At 68.9% G+C, this 19153-nt stretch carries 10 protein-coding genes and 1 pseudogene; 4 read left to right on the forward strand and 7 right to left on the reverse strand.

The window, feature by feature from the left end; all coding sequences use genetic code 11:
• The coding region (locus FM051_RS38565; RefSeq protein ID WP_158850051.1) for an adenosylhomocysteinase at positions 1-129 on the forward strand (129 nt) is incomplete at its 5' end.
• On the opposite strand, the gene FM051_RS38570 is transcribed toward FM051_RS38565, so the two are convergent.
• Positions 126-647, reverse strand: coding sequence for a MerR family transcriptional regulator (locus tag FM051_RS38570; protein ID WP_202919234.1), 522 nt, complete (start codon positions 645-647; stop codon positions 126-128). The two genes, FM051_RS38565 and FM051_RS38570, sit on opposite strands and share 4 nt — an antisense overlap.
• 240 nt (positions 648-887) lie before the next feature.
• Here FM051_RS38570 and FM051_RS38575 point away from each other — a divergent pair, with 240 nt between their 5' ends.
• Positions 888-2450 carry an MFS transporter gene (locus FM051_RS38575; RefSeq protein ID WP_158852074.1) on the forward strand — a complete coding sequence of 521 codons (1563 nt, stop codon included), beginning with the start codon at positions 888-890 and terminating at the stop codon, positions 2448-2450.
• A 100-nt stretch (positions 2451-2550) separates the two neighbouring features.
• Here the strand turns inward: FM051_RS38575 and FM051_RS38580 are convergent, their stop codons facing one another.
• Together FM051_RS38580 and FM051_RS38585 are read right to left on the reverse strand one after the other, a co-directional pair.
• Positions 2551-3216 carry a MerR family transcriptional regulator gene (locus FM051_RS38580; protein ID WP_158852075.1) on the reverse strand — a complete coding sequence of 222 codons (666 nt, stop codon included), beginning with the start codon at positions 3214-3216 and terminating at the stop codon, positions 2551-2553.
• A 98-nt stretch (positions 3217-3314) separates the two neighbouring features.
• Positions 3315-4052: a class I SAM-dependent methyltransferase gene (locus FM051_RS38585; protein WP_158852076.1), complete on the reverse strand. Its 738-nt coding sequence runs from the start codon at positions 4050-4052 to the stop codon at positions 3315-3317.
• A 604-nt stretch (positions 4053-4656) separates the two neighbouring features.
• Here FM051_RS38585 and FM051_RS38590 point away from each other — a divergent pair.
• Complete coding sequence (locus FM051_RS38590) at positions 4657-6117, forward strand: APC family permease (RefSeq protein WP_158852077.1); 1461 nt, start codon at positions 4657-4659, stop codon at positions 6115-6117.
• Between the two features lie 54 nt (positions 6118-6171).
• Here the strand turns inward: FM051_RS38590 and FM051_RS38595 are convergent, their stop codons facing one another.
• Both FM051_RS38595 and FM051_RS38600 read right to left on the reverse strand, forming a co-directional pair.
• Positions 6172-6591 carry a heavy metal-responsive transcriptional regulator gene (locus tag FM051_RS38595; RefSeq protein ID WP_202919235.1) on the reverse strand — a complete coding sequence of 140 codons (420 nt, stop codon included), beginning with the start codon at positions 6589-6591 and terminating at the stop codon, positions 6172-6174.
• Between the two features lie 101 nt (positions 6592-6692).
• Entirely contained in the window at positions 6693-7145 is a 453-nt protein-coding gene (locus tag FM051_RS38600; protein ID WP_158852078.1) for a MerR family DNA-binding protein, read from the reverse strand.
• Between the two features lie 206 nt (positions 7146-7351).
• Here FM051_RS38600 and FM051_RS38605 point away from each other — a divergent pair.
• Positions 7352-7672: pseudogene (locus tag FM051_RS38605) on the forward strand (YnfA family protein); the annotation flags it as partial.
• An 85-nt stretch (positions 7673-7757) separates the two neighbouring features.
• Here the strand turns inward: FM051_RS38605 and FM051_RS38610 are convergent.
• Both FM051_RS38610 and FM051_RS38615 read right to left on the reverse strand, forming a co-directional pair.
• Positions 7758-14957 (reverse strand): type I polyketide synthase, encoded by a 7200-nt coding sequence (locus FM051_RS38610; protein WP_158852080.1) that lies wholly within the window; start codon positions 14955-14957, stop codon positions 7758-7760.
• Positions 14954-19114, reverse strand: a complete 4161-nt coding sequence (locus tag FM051_RS38615) for a non-ribosomal peptide synthetase (RefSeq protein WP_158852081.1) — start codon at positions 19112-19114, stop codon at positions 14954-14956. Before FM051_RS38615 ends, FM051_RS38610 begins: the two co-directional genes overlap by 4 nt.
• Between the last annotated feature and the right edge of the window lie 39 nt (positions 19115-19153).

The following is a 19153-nucleotide window of genomic DNA, read 5'->3' on the forward strand; positions in this document are numbered from 1 at the left end:
GACGAGAAGGTCGCCCGGATCCACCTGGAGGCGCTGGGCGGGCAGCTCACCAAGCTGACCAAGGACCAGGCCGAGTACATCGACGTGGACGTCGAGGGCCCGTACAAGCCCGAGCACTACCGCTACTAGTGCCAGTCCGCCGGCGCGGTTGAGACCTTCCCCGACAACCTCGCCGGCGGACCAGCCGTGCATCCCGGCCGATCACCCGCGTGTTCCACGCCACCGAGACCGGACAGCGGCGGCTCGGACGACGCGCTTGAACTGTCCTGATCGTTCGCGATGGCATCCAGGAGCGCACTACGGACGATCTCCAAGTCGGCCAACTTCTCGACTTCGGCGAGCTTGGCCGCAGCACGCTCCAGCAGTCCGGGCTCTCGCCGCCCACCGGTGCTGACCTCCAGCAGGTCCCGTACCTCGTCGAGACTGAAGCCGAGTCGCTGAGCAGTTTTGATCACACCGATCACCGTGACCGCTTCCGGCGGGTACATCCGGTGTCCGCCCGGCGTGCGCTCGGGTTCGGCAAGCAATCCGACGCGCTCGTAATAGCGCAAAGTCTGCAGGTTCACCCCTGCCGCATCGGCGACTTGACCGCTGCGCAACCGAGTCATTCCGGCCTCCGCATGCAACGCCGGTTCGTCCGCTCTCATTTCCTGAGACTAAGCCTGTACCCCGGTACCGGATGCAAGTCCGCCAATCGGTGGATTCCAGGCAACGCCTATGCCCATGGGCCATGCCGACCGGGTGCACGTGATCCATGTCACAGCTTTTCCTCTTGAGGTTGGTCCTTACTCCAAGGCTTACCGTCGCGGTAGCCATCGAACTGCCCGAGGTACCGCAAAAGGTACCCGCGTCGGTCGTAGACGGACCGAGCTCTGAGGAGATCAGGAATGCCTGAAAAGGTGGGAAGCGTCGAGCAGCAGGCCGGCCGCGGTTCAGGGCTGTCACTGCTGGCCGTGTGCCTTACCGTCGTGTTGTTCCCCTTGGCGATCACCGGTTCGTCCGTGGCGCTACCCGCCATCAACACCGATTTCCAGAACTCGTTGACCTCCGGGCTCTGGGTGGTCAACGGCTACAACCTCACCTATGCGGCCTTCATGCTGGCGACCGGTTCGCTGGCGGACCTCGTCGGTCGCCGCAAGATGTTCCGCATCGGTGTCGTGCTGTTCGCGGCCGGTTCGCTGATCTCCGCCCTCTCGCCGGACATCCTGGTGCTCGACCTGGCCCGGGTGCTGGCCGGTGTCGGTGCCGCCGCCGCGACCACGAGTGGTAGCGCGATCCTGGCCGACGCGTTCGAGAGACCGGCCCGCGCGAAGGCGTTCGGCATGTTCGGCACCGCCGTCGGCCTGGGCTTGGTGTTCGGCCCGAGCTTGTCCGGCCTGCTGATCAGCAACTTCGGCTGGCGGTCGGTGTTCCTGCTCCCGGCGATCGTCGGGGCGCTGGTGCTGCTGCTGACCCCGGTGATCCGGGAGTCGCGCAACCCACAGGCCAACCGGGTGGACTGGGCGGGCACGACCACCTTCACCATCGCCCTGCTGCTGTTGATCTTCGCCCTGATCCAGGGACCGCAGTGGGGTTTCGGCAACGCGTGGATCGTGGGGAGCTTCGTCGGCACGGTGGTGGCCCTGATCGCGTTCGTGGTCGTGGAGCGCCGCCAGGAGCAGCCGATGTTCGACCTCGGCCTGCTGTCCCAGCCCAAGTTCGTCGGCATCTCGCTGGCCACCGTCCCGGTCGTGTTCGGCTTCTCCCCCCTGGTGATCTACCTGCCGTCGTACCTCGCCTCGGTCGACGGCTTGGGCGCCGCGCAGATCGGCCTGTTCATGCTCATGCTCACCGTCCTGGCACTGGTCTTCCCCGGCATCGCCGGTGTGGCCACCAAGTGGGTGCCCGCCTGGGTGCAGATCGTGCTGACGGCAGCGCTGGCGGCGATCGGCCTGGCCTGGTTCACGGTGATCGAACCGGGTATCGGCTACCTGTCGTTGATGGGACCGCTGGCGCTGATCGGCATCGCGGTCGGCTTGTCCTTCGGCCTGCTCGACGGCGCCGCGGTGAGCAGCGTCGAGGCATCCCGCGCCGGCATGGCGGCGGGCATGTTCAACACCGTGCGCCTAGCGGGCGAAACGATCTCCATCGCGGTGGCGGGTGCACTGCTGGTCAGCTTCACCCAGAACGCGGTCGCCGCACGGGCGGCCGAGTTCGGCGCCTCGGGGGTCGACGCGAACGCCGTGGCCAACGCGCTCAACCAGGGTGACCTGGGCCGTGCTGCGGCGAGCGTGCCGGAGGAGCAGCGCGCGGAGTTCACCAAGATCGCCGGCGAGGCCTTCGCATCCGGCTTGCACGGCCTGCTCTGGACGATGGCGGCGCTGTGCGCCGTCACCTTCGTGGTGATCGCCCTGCTCCTGCGCGAACGGCGCTCCGCCAAGGCCGCTCCGGAGGCGACCGTGTCGCGCTGACACCTACACGCCGGCACAACAAGTCTTCGGCCCTGGTTCGTGGCAACGAACCAGGGCCGAACGCTGTAGGTACCCGGTTGGTGGGTCTCCGGTCAGCGAATCAGTCGCCGAGGGCGGAGTCGCGGGCCACAGACACGATGAGGTCGTCGATGAGGCGACGAGTGTTCTCCGCAGCAACGACTTGAAGCACCGTGGTCCGGCTCGTGCAGTGCAGCAGGACGCCGGTCGGCTGTTGGCAACCGGACTCGTGCGCCACCAGTTCGGCGAGGGCGACGGTCAGCGCCGGACTGCTCCGGAACGTGAGCGTGAGGAGTCCCTCTACGTGCGTGTGGGTGTGCGGGTGTGCCAGCGCCCGGGCCCAGTGCTCTTGGCAGACCGGTTCGGCTCCCGGTGTGTCCGGCACCTGGTTCGAACGAGCTGCCCACAGGCTTCCCATCAGCTGCGCGGAGAACGCTGACAGCTCAGCGATCCGCTCGTTGACCTCGACGATCCTCGATCGGAGGGTTCCCATCACCTGGTCGAGTTCCGTCGTGATCGGATCACCGCCACAGGTGAGGATCAGTTCCCTGATCTCGTCGAGCGCGAATCCCATCTGCTTCCCGCGGGCGATGAAGCGCAGCCGGTCGACATCGTGGTCGGTGTAGACGCGGTGACCGCTGGACGATCGGGACGCGGCGGGCAGCAGGCCGGTGTTCTCGTAATAGCGAATCGTGGTGGGAGCGAAGCCGGTGATCTCGGCGAGTTTGGCGATTCGGATCTCCGACACGGTGCCTCGGCAAGCCCTTCGTCGAAGGTCTGGGGGCGGCGTGGACAGGTCGCGGCGGGCCGTCTCTGGGGAAACGGCCCGCCGCTGGTCGGGTCAGCTCAGCAGTCGCAGCCCGCTTCCCCGTGCCCCGTGTGGCCGTTGTTGACGGCCGCGACGGTCAGCGGCGGGGTGGTGGTGGCAGTGGTCGGGCGGACGGCACGGCCGATGACCATGGCCTCGATGAACTCCCAGGCACCCGGCATCTTCGTCTCCTGGAGGTCCGCGATCTCCAGCTCCGAAGACATCAGCGTCTGAACGGTGGGCCGGTTGCAGTGGCACTCGTTGCCGAACCAGTACCACCCCTTCTGGATGATGTCCTGCTTGCGCGCCACCTTGGGATCGGGGTTGCGCACGTGCTCCAGGAACAGGTACTGCCCACCGGGCTTGAGGACGCGCTGGATCTCCTTCAACGCCGGCTGCGGGTCGGGCACGGTGCACAGGATCATCGCCGCCGCGACGGTGTCGAAGTAGCCGTCGGGATAGGGCAGCTTCTCCGCTCCCGCCACGACGAGCTGGATGCGCCGCGGGTCGTTGCGGGTCTTCTCCTCCAGCTTGGCCACCATGTGCGGGTACGGCTCGGTGAGGATCAACTCGTCAACCGTGTCCGGGTAGTGCGGCAGGTTCAGCCCCGTACCGGTGCCCAGCTCAATGGTCCGGCCGTACGCGGGCTTGAGCATCTCCGCGCGCTTCTCCGAAAGACCGTAGCCTTCCACCTTCGCCAGGAACTTGTCGTACATCCCGGCGAAGACGTACTTCCCCCATGTGGCGTCGTAGGCCTTCTTCAGAAGGTTTGCCATGGCCAGCCAGCCCTCCAAGCGGTAAACGAGGCACGCGTGCCCGTCCGGAGCACGCGCATCTGCGCCCGTCCGATCATTCGGACGGATGAGTCATATCTGATTCGTCGACAGGGGCCCCTACGGAAAGTCGTCGAACCCCTACTGAGGCCTGCGGTCGGGTTCCCCGGTCGCGGCGGAGACACCCGTTTCCGTTCGGTTCACGGTCATCCTGGTTCTCGTGCTGGTCATAGTCTCGTAGTTGAACCCGGCTTCAAGTCAAGCCCTCTCGAAACGGCTTCCCGCATCCCTGCGACCACCAATTCGACACAATTCACCCGTGTGGCGCAACGACAGGTAACGATCTGTCATCCACGGCAACGTTTCCATTACAGGTGCCCCCGACCTGGTGAGTCCCGTGCCACAACATTGCCTCGAGCGACCGGTTCGGCTTACGGTTCGTTCCCCCGGACGGAGCCAGTCGCGGGTTCCGATGGCCTCCGGGGCCTTGCTCGCGGTGCCGGCCACCCGGCCGTCACAAACATCCATCGCCTATTGATCCAGCGGTATTCGCAATCCTCGCAGCCGCCAGGCGGCCTATTTGCCGTGCCTGCACCAAGGAGGTCACATGCATGAAGTCAACGACGGCTCGTTAAGCGGCCGCCGCTCGGCCACCATCGAACCGGCACGTGAACGTGACGGGTCCGACGCCCCGATGTTCCCCGGACGCAGCCTCCTCCCGGTGACCGCGTCGTGGTGGACATCGATCCTGGTGGCCGTCGGCGCGTCACTGATGGTCGCGGTATCGATGGCCGAGATGGCGGCCGAGATCGGCAACGCGTCCGTCTGGGTCTGGATCGTCACCGCGGTGATCGGCGCCCTGCAGTGCCTGTTGATCGCCGAGTTGGCGTCCCGCTTCACCAACCGCGCCGGGGGTACCGCCCAGTTCGCCTACCGGGCCACGACGAAGGGATCGCCCACTCTGGGCGCCTTGTCGTCCTGGTCGTACTGGTTCGCCTGGACGCCGGGTATCGCGGTGAACCTCATCCTCGCGGCGACCTACCTCAAGTCGCTGTTCTGGCCCAGCGGCAACGTGATCCTGCTGGCCTGCATCATCGGCGTGGTGCTGTACTTCGTCACGGCACTGGGTCTGCGACTGTCCAGCATCGTCAACGCGGCCTTGGCCGTTGTCGCCCTGGCCGTCGTGTCCATTGTGGTCCTGACGCCGGTGTTCCACCCGGAAGCCTTCGACGTGTCACGGGTTGTGCCGACCGAACTGCCCGCCGATGCGCCGACCGACGGGTGGGGCGTGGTCGGAGCCATTCTCAAGTGGACGTTCATCGCGACGTGGGCGGCGTACGCCGCCGAGATGGCCTCGACCGTGTGCTCCGAGATCAAGCAATCCGAGCGGTACGTGAAGCGGATCATGTCCGTGTCGGCGATCATCGCGATCGTCGCGTTCACCTTCGTGCCGATCTCGCTGTTCGGTCTCGTCGGCGTCGAAGGACTGCAACGCGACCCGTTCACCGTCTTCGCCGAGATCGGTGGGATCACCCTCGGCCCGGCGGGCGAGTACATCGTCGGCCTCGGCTTGGCTGCGGTCCTGGTGCTCGGCGCGGAGATCTTCATCATCGGCTCGTCGCGCACGATCCACCAGATGGCCCAGGACGGGCACTTGCCCAGGATCTTCGGCAAGATCAACAAGCGTGGCGCGCCGGTCGGCTCCATCGCGGGCGACGCGGCGGTCATCATCATCATGCTGCTGGTGTTCGGCACCGAGGTCGTGAGCGTGGTCGCCGCGGCGACCTTCGGCTACCTGGTGGTGTTCGTACTGCTCCCGATCGCCTACCTGACACTGCGCCGGTACCGACGCGACGAGGACGGCGGCTTCCGCCTCGGCAAGCCGTTCGTGGCGGTCGCCATAGGACTGTCGCTGTTCAACGCGATCCTGCTGGTGTTCGGCGGGTTGCAGTGGGGTGTCGACGTCATCGTGGTGGGACTCGGTGTGACGCTCGCCGTCATCCCCATCTCGTTTTTCACCCGAAGGGCGCGAGCACGAGCTGCAGCACGCATCCCCGCACCGCGGTGAACCCACGGCGAGGCACCTCGACCGGACTACCGGTCGAGGTGCCTCGCGCTCTGGTCACGCGGTCGCCATGGGCAGCGGCGGACGCCACACACCGGGCACGGGGTCCGGGCAGTCCTGGCTCGGCAGCTGCTTCACCATCTGGTCGAGCTCGACACGCAGCTTCTCCAGCCTGCTCATCTCGGTGTCGATCTCGTCCATCCGGTCCCGCAGCAGGACCGCGGCGTCACCACAGGGGCACTTCCCCGTGTCGCGGATCATCAGCAAGTCGCCGATCTCCCGCAACCGCAGCCCCAGGCGCTGAGCACCCTGGATGAAGCGGAGCCGGTCCACCGCATCCTCGCCGTAGCGCCGGTACCCGGCCTCGCTGCGCGGAGGTTTCGGCAGCAGGCCCACGCGTTCGTAATAACGGATGCTGTCGCCGGGAACGCCAGTGCGCTGAGATAAGCCGGCGACCGTCATCTGCCCAGAATCCATGTCTCTATCTTACTCCGATGTTCCCTCGCCGGGCGATCAATACGAAGTGCGCGCGGTCCGTCTCAATCTTTGAACAACGGTGCGGCTCCGGTGCCGGCGGTTCACACTCGAGCCCATGAAGGACGTCGCTCGGTCAACTCCAACCGACTGTGCGTGGCACGCGTGGCGAGTTCGCCGTGCGGCCCCATCTCCGGGCATTTGATCAACTGCGGGCACGAGCAGTCGAGCGCCGAATCGAGGGTGGCCAGGAGCGACTGGAGCGTCCCTATCTGCCGTTCGATGTCACGCCGGCGCTGCGCGGCCAGCGCCTTCCAGGCGTTGTCCTGCTCACCGTCGCCGTCGAGCAGGCAGGCGATCTCGGTCAGGCTGAACCCTACCGACTGGCATACCTTGATGACCGAAAGGCGGTGCAGGACAGAGCGCGAGTAGTGCCGCCTGCCCTGGATCTTCACCACCGGACCGATCAGGCCGCATCGTTCGTAGTAGCGAAGCGCCGAGGAGGCGAGGCCGGATTCCTTGGCGACTTTGTCTATCGATAACAAGTCCTCAGCCAAAACATCTCCCCCAGACATGTAGCTGACTTGAAGGAGGCTACCCGCTCCACCAGGAGTTAACCAGTCCGCCACCGTAGCATTGCGCCACAGCTCTACGTCAAAAGAGTGAACCAGTACGCCTCTTCAGACGATGACGCACGTCACTTGGAGTATCCCGAATACTGGGCGTATCCGGGGATCACTTCAGCGTGACCTAGAATGTGACCATGCCTCTCAAGTCCGTAATCCTGTTCGCGCTGGCCGCGCTCGCCGAGATCGGCGGCACGTGGCTGATCTGGCAGGGCTTCCGGGAGAACCGAGGCCTGCTGTGGCTCGCGGCCGGCGTCATCGCGCTCGGCTTCTACGGGTTCGTCGCGGCGCTTCAGCCCGACGCCAACTTCGGTCGCGTGCTGGCCGCCTACGGTGGGGTATTCATCCTCGGCGCGCTCTTGTGGGGCGTGCTCGTCGACAAGTTCCGGCCCGACCGCTGGGACCTGATCGGTGTCGCGATCTGCCTGGTCGGCGTTCTGGTGATCATGTACGCGCCGAACCGCCCGGCGGCGGGCGCCCAGGAATCCGACGCACCGCCGCCATCGACCACTTCGGTCGCGCAACCCGACCCAGTGTGAGCAGTCACAACCTGATGATTTCCAAGTCGTCGGAGTCCGCGTAGTCGTCCGACGTCACGATGGTGCGCAAGGCGAGCTGCTTGCACAGCCCCTTGGCGATGTCCCGCACGGTGCTGCCGTCGAACAGGACCTCGCTGGGCAGGGCGACGGAGAGGTTGTTGAGCAACCGGTCACGTAACCGCACGCTCATCAACGAGTCCAGTCCGAGGGTGCTCAGCCGCTTGTCGGCGAACCCCCCGCGCAGTTCCTCCCGGTCGACGGCGCTCAGGCCGAGCAGCACCGAGATCTCCCGCAACAGCATGGAGATCAGCTCGGCCTCGGCGGTGTCCGGGTCGGTGAGAGCCAGCACGCTGACGTCCGGCAGTGCCGTGGTCTCCGCCGTCGGTCGTGCGACCGCGGTCAGGTTGGCGAGCAGGGTCCGCGACGCCGCGCCGGTGGTCGTCTCGGCGTAGCGGTCCCAATCGACCTTCGCGAGGCCGATTTGCGCCTGCTCGCTCCCGAGCACCGCGGACAGCGCCGCCGCTCCCTCCTCATCGCTGATCCCGTACAGGCCGCTGCGGGCCAGTCGGGGCAGGAGGCCGTCGCGGGCGGCGATGCCGTCGTCCGACCACGGCCCCCAGTTCACGCTGGTGGCCGGCAGTCCCTGCGCCCTCCGGACCGTGGCCAAGGCATCCAGGAAGGTGTTCGCCACCACGTAGTTCGCCTGCCCGGCCGAGCCGGCCAGCGAGGCGAACGACGAGAACAACACGAACAGGTCCAACTGCTTGCGGCGGGTCAGCCGGTGCAGGTTCCAGGCGCCGACCGCCTTGGCCGCCAGGACCTGCTCGTAACGGGGCCAGTCCAGGTCGACGAACGCCCCGTCGTCGGTGCCACCCGCGGCGTGCACCACACCGCGCAACGGTGGCATCGACTCGGCGATCCTGGCCAGCGCGTTCCGGAGGTCGCCTTCGTCGGTGACGTCGGCCATCAGGAGGACCACCTTGGCCCGTTGCCGGAGTCCGGTGACCCACTCCGGCGCCGGTTCGGGCCTGTGGCGGCCGACGAGAGCGATGTGCCGGGCGCCTTGCTCGATCAGGCGATGGGCGGTCACTCGACCGAGTGCTCCCCACCCACCGGTGATCAGGTAGGTGGCGTCGGCCCGCAGCGCGGCTCGGCGGCTCGGCGGCTCGGCGGCGACCAGTCGTGCCTGGAGCCACTCCCCGTCGCGCGCGGCGAGCCTGCCCGATCCCCCGAGGCCGACCGCGCGGGTCAACACCTCGAACGGCTCCGGCAGGGACGGACTGTCCCGGTCGACCTGGATCACACGCAGGTCCGGGTACTCGACGGTCAGCGCGGCGGCCAGTCCGGCAAGGGCCGAACGAGCCAGCCGCGGCTCGGATCCCGGCGTGCCGGCGGCGTTCTCGGTGCAGAAGACGATGGTCGGCCGCGTGCCCGCCATGTCGCGAAGGAGTCGGCGGAGTGGGTCCACGGCGCGTCGAGCCGAGTCCTCGAACCCCGCCAGGTCGTCGTTGAGGGGCGTCGAACCGATCACGACCACACCGGTCACGGATGCGGGGACGTCTTCCCCGGTGTGCACCGCGGTCGACACGCCTGCCGCCTGCAACCGGCGTTGCCAGCGGTGAGCGGTCTCCTCGTCCGGCTCCAGCAGCAGCCAGGTTCCGGCGAGAGCCACCTCGGTCGGTTCGGGCGCGGGCGTCCAGTCCACGGTGTACCGGCGCAGCGGCGGTTCGAGCGCGGCGTCGAACGGCCGCAGGGACAGGCCGCGCAGGTCGACCAGGACCTCACCGCCGATCGACATCAGCCGGAGGTCCACCAGGTTTTCGCCGCGCAGGCTCGCGTGGCACCACACGTCCCCGGTCAACGAACCGTGCACGGAAACGGATTCGACCGCCACGGGCACCAGCGGACGCGGCATGTCCGCGACGAACGCCGCCGCCACGTGGAAGCACGCGTCCAGCACCACGGGGTGCAGCAGGTAGTCGCGGTCACCCGCCCTGCCGGTGTCGACGGTGATCCGGCCGAGCGCGTCACCCCCCGTCCGCCACAGGCGACGGACACCCCGGAACGCGGGGCCGTAGTCGAGGCCGGCGAGGGAGAACTTGGTGTAGAGCGCTTCGACGTCCTGCTCGGCGAGCGCCTCCACGAGTTCGGACACCGGGCGATCGGGCAGGGTGCTCGCGGCTCCGCGCCGCACCTGGCCGACCTGCACGCGTGGCACCCAGCGGTCACCGTCGTGGTCGCGTGCGAAGCACTCGACCACCCCCGTTTCCGGGTCGACCACGGCCTGCACCGCGACCGCGTGGCCTGGCGGCAGGGCCACGGCCGTCGTGAACCGCACATCCTCGACGGTCCACACGTCGCCGCCGCCGAACACCGCTCGTGCCGCCGCCGCGACCCACTCGATCATGGCGGCGCCGGGCAGGAGGGGAACTCCTCCGACCACGTGCTGCTCGATGAACCACGGCCGCGCGGCGGTCAGCTGGGTCTCGAACCACTCGCGTGGCGCTCCCGCCACGTCCACCCTGGCGCCGAGCAGTGGATGCCCGGCCGTCGGCCGCTTCCGCGTCACACCGGCGGCGTACCAGTGGCGATCCGGACGCAACGGGTGGCCGGGCAAGGCAGTCGAGAGCACCGGTCCGTCGAAGGCCTGCCGGTCCAACCGCCCGCCCGCGACGTGCCAACCGGCCAAGGACAGGACCAGCCGTCGCTCGTCCTCGTCCTGGCGGTGGCCGCTGGTCAGCCAGGTCGCGTCGGACACGGTGCGCGGTCCGAGCGGGGACAGCACCGGCTCGGGGCTCATCTCGACGAAGTGGCGGACGTCGAGCCGGTCGAGCGTGCGCAGTCCCTCGGCGAACCGGACGGGCTGCCGGAGCTGGCGCACCCAGTGGTCGCCGGTCAGCTCGGCGGTCGGCAGCAGTTCGCCGGTGAGCGTCGAGACGATCGGGATGCGCCCCGCGTGGTGCGCGACGCCACGCGCCTGCTGCGCGAAGGTGTCGATGACGGGGTCCATCAGCGGCGAGTGGAACGCACGCGTGACGGCGAGCCGTGTGACCTTGGCGCCACGCTCCACCCATCGGGTCGCGACGACGTCGGCGTCCGCTTCCGGGCCCGAGATGGTGAGGTCGTCCGGACCGTTGATCGCGGCGACCACGACATTGCCGTCCTGGAGCTCGGCGATCAGCTCGTCGGTGTGGACGGTGTGCACCGCGTACATGGCACCGGGCGAAGTCTCCTGCATCAGGCGGGCGCGGAGCAGCACGAGCCCCAGTGCGTCGTCGAGGGACAGCACGCCTGAGACGCACGCGGCGGTGAACTCGCCGAGGCTGTGCCCGATCAGGTAGTCGGGCCGCACGCCGAACTCCTGCCACACCCGCGCGATGGCGTACTGCGTGGCGAACATGGCGGGCTGTCCGAAGCGGGTCTCCCCCAGATCGACCAGATCGCCCGGCTCCCGGGTGAGCGTGGGCCGCAACGAGACGCCGAGGTCGGACGAGATGATGACGTCGCAGGCGGCGATCGCGTCGCGGAACACCTCGTACCGCTGGTGCTGCGGCCTGGCCATGCCGATGCGCTGGAAGCCCTGACCGGGGAAGAGCCACGCCATGGGGCCCGGCCCGGTGTCCCTCGCGGTGCCGGTGAGGACGAACGCGGACGGTGTGCCGGCGCGGTGCTCGCGGAGGGCTTCCGATGCTTCCTTCGCGGTGCGGGCGACGACTGTGGTGCGGTGCGGGAAGTGTGGCCGCCGGTGCGCGGCACGGCACAACGCGGCGAACTCCGGCTCGTGCTCGGCTTCGTCGAGGACGTCGGCCACACCGTCGGTCAGCTCGGCGAGGGCCCACTCGCTCTTCCCCGAGATCGGCAGCAGGCGCCAGGTGCCGGCCTGGTCGGTGTCGGTCGGGCTGCTGGGCAGGGGTGGCTGCTGGACGATCACGTGCGCGTTCGTGCCGCTGAAGCCGAACGAGCTGACGGCGGCGGCACGGGGTCGTTCAGGGTCGGCAGGCCAGTGCCGCGGTTCCGTCGGGATGCGGCATCGGGTGCCGTCCAGCGAGATGAGCGGGTTGAGCCGGTTCAGGTGCAGGTGAGCGGGTATCAGCCCGCGTTCGACGGTCAGCACGGCCTTGATGAGTCCGGCGACGCCCGCCGCGGCCTCCAAGTGGCCGATGTTGGTCTTGACCGAGCCGACCCACAACGGGTCGCGCGCATCCGGTGCCCCGTAGACACCGGCGATGCTGGACATTTCGATGGGGTCCCCGAGGCTGGTGCCCGTGCCGTGCGCCTCCAGGTACCCGATGTCGGTCGCGGCCAGGCCGGACGCCGCGAGGGCCTGTCGCATGACGGCTTGCTGCGCCAGCGAGTTGGGTGCGGTGAGGGTGTTGCTGTGGCCGTCCTGGTTGACGGCCGTGCCCACCACAAGCGCACGCACGCGGTCACCGTCGCGGTCGGCGTCCGATAGCCGCTTGAGGACGACGACGCCGCAGCCCTCGCCGCGGACGTAGCCGTCGGCGTCGGCGTCGAAGGTCTTGCAACGGCCGCTCGGCGACATCATTCCCGCTTGCGACAACGCCACCATGAGATCGGGGTCGAGCAACACGTTCACCCCGCCGACGATCGCGGTGTCGCATTCGCCGCGGCGCAGGCTCTCACACGCGTTGTGCACGGCCACCAGAGACGACGAGCACGCGGTGTCGATGGCGACGCTCGGACCGGTGAGGTCGAGGAAGTAGGAGATGCGGCCGGCGGCGATGCTCGCCGACGTGCCGGTCCCCGTGTAGGCGCCGGGCTCCACGTGGTCGCGGACCATCAGTTGCCGGTAGTCGTTGGTGCTGATGCCGACGAACACCCCGACCTTGGTGCCGGCGACGCTGTCCGCCGGGATCCCGGCGTCCTCCAGGGCACGCCACGCGGTAGTCAGCAGCAGCCGCTGCTGCGGGTCCATGGCGGCGGCTTCCTCGGCCGAGATGCCGAAGAACCGCGCGTCGAACCCGGCGACGTCCGGCAGGAAACCACCCCACCGCGTCGCACTGTGTCCGGCGACGGGCCCGCCCTCCCGGTACCAGGAATCGGTCGACCACCGATCCGCCGGCACCTCGGAGACCGCGTCCCGCCCTTCCGCGAGCAGCGACCAGAAGTTGCCGATCGAGTTGGCGCCGGGGAAGGCACACGCCATGCCCACCACGGCGATCGGCTCGTCCCGCGGCACGGCGATGTCCGTGGTGACCGGTCGCGGGCCGATCGTGAGCGCCACCGCGAGCCGGATGATCGTCGGGCTGCCGTACAGGGTCGCCGGTTCCACCGGCCGTCCGAGCCATGCAGCGAGGTCCCCGCTGAGAGCGAGCGCCGAGGCCGAGTCCAGGCCCATGGAGCCGAAGGTGGCGTCCATCGGGACGTCGGCCGGCGCCAAGCCGGTCTTCGCCGCCACTTGTGCCCGAAGCCAGTCCACCACTGCGGCGGTGTCGCGCTCCTCGACGACTTCGACCGGTGCTTCCCGCGTGGTCGGGCCCGCGATGTGCTCGACCTTGAGTTCGCCGCGCAGGTACGCCTGTTTGGTGAACTGCCGGCGGACCTTGCCGCTCGTGGTCACCGGCAGCGACGAGGGCCGGATGAACACCACGGTGTCGATCGCGACGTCATGCTCCTCGGTGACCGCACCGCGAACCCGACGCGCTACTTCGTCCAGGTCGTAGTTGCCTCGTTCGGTGCGCTTGAGTTCCTGGACGACGACCAGGCGTTCCTCACCATCGGAGTCGACCGAGAACGCGACGCCGAGCCCGCGGTTGAGCGCCGGGTGCGCGTCGGTCATCGTCAGCTCGATGTCCTGCGGGTGGTGGTTGCGGCCGCGGATGATGATCAGGTCCTTCCGGCGGCTGGTCACGTACACCTCGCCGTCGATCAGGGCTCCGAGGTCACCACTGCGGAGGTACGGCCCGGCGCCGTCGGCGAGGTGCGCGCCGAAGGTGTCGGCTGTCTCCTGCGGACGGTTCCAGTAGCCGGCCGCGATGGTGCGCCCGCCGAGCCAGATCTCGCCCTCACGCCCCTCCGACAAACGCTCTCGTGTCTCGGGGTCGACGATCAGCAGCTCGGTGCCGCCCAACGAGGGACCGTTGCTGATGAGGCGTTGCCGTCGAGGTCCCGGCGTGCCCTCCGGCACGACGTCGACCCGACCGCGCCCGAACCCCTCGACGTCGACCTCGATGACCCGGGCGCCCTCACGCGGCGGGTGTGTCGCCACCGCCAGGGTCGACTCGGCCATGCCGTAGGCCGTGCGGAAGGAACTCGGGCTGAACCCGCAGGAGGCGAACGCCTCGGCGAACCGGTCCAAGGAGTCCGCGCGGATCGGCTCGGCGCCCAGTGCCAGCACCCGCCACCGGCTGAGGTCCAGTGTTGCCTTCTCCTCCTCGGTGATCCGCTCACAACACAGGTCGAGGGGGAAGTTCGGGCTGAACGAGGCGGTCCCGCCGTACTTGCTGACCGCGTTGAGCCAGCGCAGGGGTCGTTGCACGAACACCGGCGGCGGGATCATGACCGTGGTGCCGCCGAGCAGCAACGGCATGAGCAGACCGGCGATGAGCCCGAAGTCGTGGAACAGCGGCAGCCAGGTGACCACGACGTCCTCGTCGTCGAGTCCGAGACCGGCGCTGAACAGCGCGGGCTGGTAGACGAGGTTGTCGTGGGTGACCACGACGCCGCGTGGCCGGCTCGTCGATCCGGACGTGTACTGGAGGTAGGCCTCGTCCTCGGGTCGGGTCGATGGCGGCGCCCACTCGTGGTTCGCCGGTTGCGCGAGGTCCTCGACGGACAAGAGTTGGCAGCCGTACTCCCGCGGGAGGTGAGCCATCGGGCCGTCGGCGGAGGCGACGATCGCCAGCGCCGGGTCGCAGTCCTCCACCACGTGGTCGACCCGCTCGCGGTGGGTGCTCTTCGTCGGCGGGTTGAGCGGCACGGGAATGGCGCCGGCGTAGAGGCAGCCCAGGATGCTCAGCACGTACTCGACGCTGGTGGGCAACAGGATGATGACGCGTTGGCCGGCGAGGCCCGCGTGCTGCATCCGGGCGGCGAGTTCCCGGGCCCGCGCGTCGAGTTCCGCGTAGGTCAGGCGGGCTTGTTCGGTCTCGCCGTCGGCGAGCACGACCAGCGCGGTCTTGTCCGCGCGTTCGACCGCGTGCCGGCGCAGGACGTCGACCAGGAGGGGGTAGTCAGTGGTCATCGCTGTGCCTCCAGCACGGGTTCGATGTGGTCGCGCACCAGTGCCGCGACTTCGGCGACGTGCTGATCGGTCAGCAGGGTGTAGTGGGTGCCCGGCACGGCGACGCCGTCGGCCGTGCCGGTGGTGAGGGTGTGCCAACCCCAGGCGGTCTCGGCGGTGTGCGGGTGCTCGGCGAACTCGCTGACCGCACCGTCGGCGGCCCGCACGACGAGCACGTCGGCGCCGATGACCGTCGGCTTGTGCCGGCGGCAGGCGTGCACGACACCGGTGAACACGCTGAACGTGTTGGCCAGGTGCGCCTCGTCGACCGCGACGGCTCGACCCGCGCGGCGTTCGAGTAGAGCCAGACCGGCGCGCAACCGGTCCGGTTCGGCGACGGCCAGCAGTTCCGCGCGCTCGTTCGGCGTCGCGTCGTCCGCGCGGAAGCCCATGTCCAGGTCTTCGAGGAACCACAGGAGCATGGACACCGGGTCCACCTCGGGGACGGGCATCGGAGCGGGCGAGTCGAACACGAAGAGCCGGTCGACCCGTTCCCCGAGCAGTTCCAGCTGGTGCGCGACCTCGGCCGCGATCACCGCGCCCGATGACCAGCCGCCGAGCACGTACGGCCCCTGCGGCTGCACCCGGCGGATCTCGTCGACGTAGCGGGCGGCGAAGTCCGTCACCTCGGCGGGCACCTCTTGGCCGGAGTCCGGACCGGGTGCCTGCAACGCGTACCAGTCGGCGTCGACCAGCTCGGCCAGGCCCCGGTAGGCCAGGACGTTGCCGCCCGCGGGGTGGACCAGGAACACCTTCGTCGCGTCGTGCACCTGGCGCAGGGGGACCAGTGGTGACCAGTCCCGCGGCCGGCTGAGGTGTTCGCACAGCGCCGCCACGGTGCGGCCGGACAGCAGCGCGCCCAGTGACAGCCGCCTGCCCAGTTGCCGGGAGATCTGGCTGATGACCCGCAGGCCGGCGAACGACTGGCCGCCGAGGTCGAAGAAGTCGTCGAAGACGCCGACGCGTGGCACTTCGAGCACCGACTCCCAGATCTTGGCGACGGCGGATTCGAGTTCTGTGCGCGGTGCGACGAACTCCCGGGTGGGTCCGGTGTCGGCGGGCGCCAGCGCGTCCAGCGCCCGTCGGTCGACCTTTCCGTTGGCGGTCAACGGGAGCCGGTCCACCACGGTCACGCTCGCCGGGACCATGTACCGGGGCAGCCGGTCGCCGAGGAACTCCCGCAGCCGGGTCCCGTCCACCTCGCTGCCGGCGGCGAACGCCACCAGCTGTCGTCCCGCGACGGTGTCCCGCACCGTAACGAGGGCCCTGGACACCGTCGGGTGCTGCGTCATCACGTGCTCGATCTCGCCGAGCTCCACCCGGAAACCCTGGATCTTGACCTGGAAGTCCGCCCGGCCGAGGAACTCGATGGTGCCGTCGGGCAGGTAGCGCCCCAGGTCACCGGTCCGGTAGAGCCGCTCCCCCGTTTTCGGGTGCGTGACGAACGAGGCGTCCGTGCGTTCCTGGTCGTTGAAGTACCCGACGGCCACGCCGACGCCGCCGATGTGCAGGTGACCGGGCACCCAGGTCGGCGCGTCCGCGCCCGTGTCGTCGAGCACGTGCCAGGTCTGACCACCCAGCGGCTTGCCGTACGGGATGCTGGTCCAGGCCGGGTCCACCTCGTCGACCGGGTGGTAGATCGACCAGATCGACGCCTCGGTCGCGCCACCGAGGCTGATCACCCTGGCGTTCGGCGCGACCCGGCGGATGCGGTCGGGCAGGTCGACGGGGATCCAGTCGCCGCTGAGCATGACCACACGCAGCGAGGGCAGGTCCAAGCCGGTCGCCTCGGCCTCTTCGACGGCCAACTGCATGAGAGCCGGCACCGAGTTCCACACCGTCACGCTCTCCGAGCGCACCGCCGACACCCACGCCCGCGGGTCGTGCAGCTCGGAGGGGTCGGGCAGCACCAGGGTCGCACCGGCCCGCACCACGCCGAAGACGTCGTAGACGGAGAGGTCGAAGCACAGCGAGGAGATGCCGAAGACCGCGTCACCCGCGCCGATGCCGAAGCGGTCGTTGATGTCCACCACGGTGTTCAGAGGTCCTCGGTGATCGAGCGCGGCGCCCTTCGGCGTGCCGGTCGAGCCCGAGGTGTAGATGACATAGGCGAGGTCCTGCGGTTGCCGGCGCGGCGCCGACTCGGCCGAGTGGTCCGCGACCTCCACACCCACCAGGTGGACCTCGGCGGCGGACAGACCGCTGATCCGGTCGCTCAGGGCAGCGACGGTCACCACGTGTTCGGCCTCGGTGACCTGCAACAGGTGTGCGATCCGCTCGCTCGGCCACTCCGGGTCGACCGGCACGTAGACACCGCCCGCCTCCAGCACGCCCAGCACCGCGGCCGGCTGCTGCCAGCCCTTCGGCAGCACGACCGGGACCAGTGAACCCGCGCCCATGCCGGCGTTGCGCAGTGACGCGGCCACGTGGCCGCTCTGCTCGTGCAGCTCGCGGTAGGTCAGGGTGGCGGTCGGCGTGCGCACCGCGACGCGGTCCGGCGAGTTCGCGGCCCGCTCGGCGAGCGCGTCGTGCAGCAGGCCGTCCGGGACGTCGTGCGGCACCTCGTTCAGCTGCTTGCGGGCGACCAGCTGCTGCTCGGGCACGAGGTCGAAGGTGGTGCGCTGCCACATCGCGTCGTCGTGTGCCAAGCCGACGACCAGGCGGTGGAACGCCTCGAACATCGCGTCGACCACCCCGGTGGGGAACATCGACTCGATCACGTCCCAGGCGATCCAGACGGTGCCGTCGTCCTGCTCCCAGAACTGGCAGTCGAGCAGCACCTGCGGGGTCTCCAGCGTGGAGAACGTCGGCCGGTCGAACTTGCCCATGAACAGGCCGCTGCTGATGACGAACGGGCACGCCGCACGTCCCGGTGTCCGGCGGTGCTGGTTCAGCGCTTGCAGCACCTTCACACCGCTCCAGTGCACGTGCTGCATGTCCTGGAGCACCTGGGCCCGGAGCTTCTGCGCCCGCACCTCGAACGTCTCGTCGGCGCGCCAGTCCACCTCCAGCGGGTACAGCGAGGCGAAGTTCCCCATGACCTCACCGATCTGCGGGTGCAGCGGGAGCCGGTGGGTGACCATGTTGTTGAGCAGGAAGTGCCTCGACCCGCTCCACGTGGTGACGACCTGCGCGTACGCCGCGTACATCACGTTGCTGTCGGTCAGACCGTGGGCACGGGACCGCTTCTTCAGCGCGGTCCACTGGTCGGCGGGCAGCACGAGTTCACGACGGCTCAGCTCCGAGCGGCTCTGGGCCTGGGCGCCGGTCGCCAGCGGTATGGCGGGCGCGTCCGGCCACTCCGGGATGCGGTCGCGCCAGTACTTCTCCGACTCCAGGCCCAACGGTGACCGCTCGATCTCGGCGAGGGCCACCACGCAGTCGCGGAAGCTGACCTCCAGGTCCGGCAGAGGTCGGGTGGGGTCGCGGTAGAGGCCGAAGACGTTCTCCAGGAACCGGCTCGTGCCCATGCCGTCGCTGAAGAAGTTGTTGTTGTTGTAGTGGATTCGGGCCTGGCGATCGCCGTACAGGCTGATCTGGATGTCGAACCAGGGCCACCGGTCCAGCGGCAACTCCCTGCGCCGCACGCCGTCACGGATCCGCAGCAACGCCTGCTCGACCTCGTCGGCAGGCAGACCGCGGAAGTCGTGGACGGTCGGCGTCAGCGGGGTGAACCCGGAAATCCGACGCAGCCTCATGTCCTCGGTGAGGGCCACGAGGTTGTCGCGCTGTCGCAGCAGGTTCCGATTCACCGCGTCGGTGAACCGTTCCACGTCCAGGTCTGCGAGGTCGAACTCCATGTACTGGTGGGGGCGGACGTGGTATTCCAAGCCCTCCGCGGAGCCCACGAGGAACGAGGTCTGGAGGTCCGAGAGGGGGAACGGCTCGTCGGCCGACGCCGGGTCCGGCACGACCTGCGGCAGGACGTGCGCGGTCGGCGCGGCGCCGGCCAACCAGCGGATGATGTCGGGTTTCTGCGCGACGATGCGGTCGCGCAGATCCGCCGAGAGCCTCCCGCGAGGGGCGCTGACCTCGAGCTCGTCACCGACGAGCCGGATCCTGACCTCCGTGCGCGCCAGTTCGCTGAGGATGGACGGCATGGGATCGGTGGTGGTCATGGTGTCCCCTCGTCTTCCGGGTGCGCGTCGGAGCCGCCG

The organism is Saccharothrix deserti (assembly GCF_009769385.1).
GTDB lineage: Bacteria > Actinomycetota > Actinomycetes > Mycobacteriales > Pseudonocardiaceae > Actinosynnema > Actinosynnema deserti.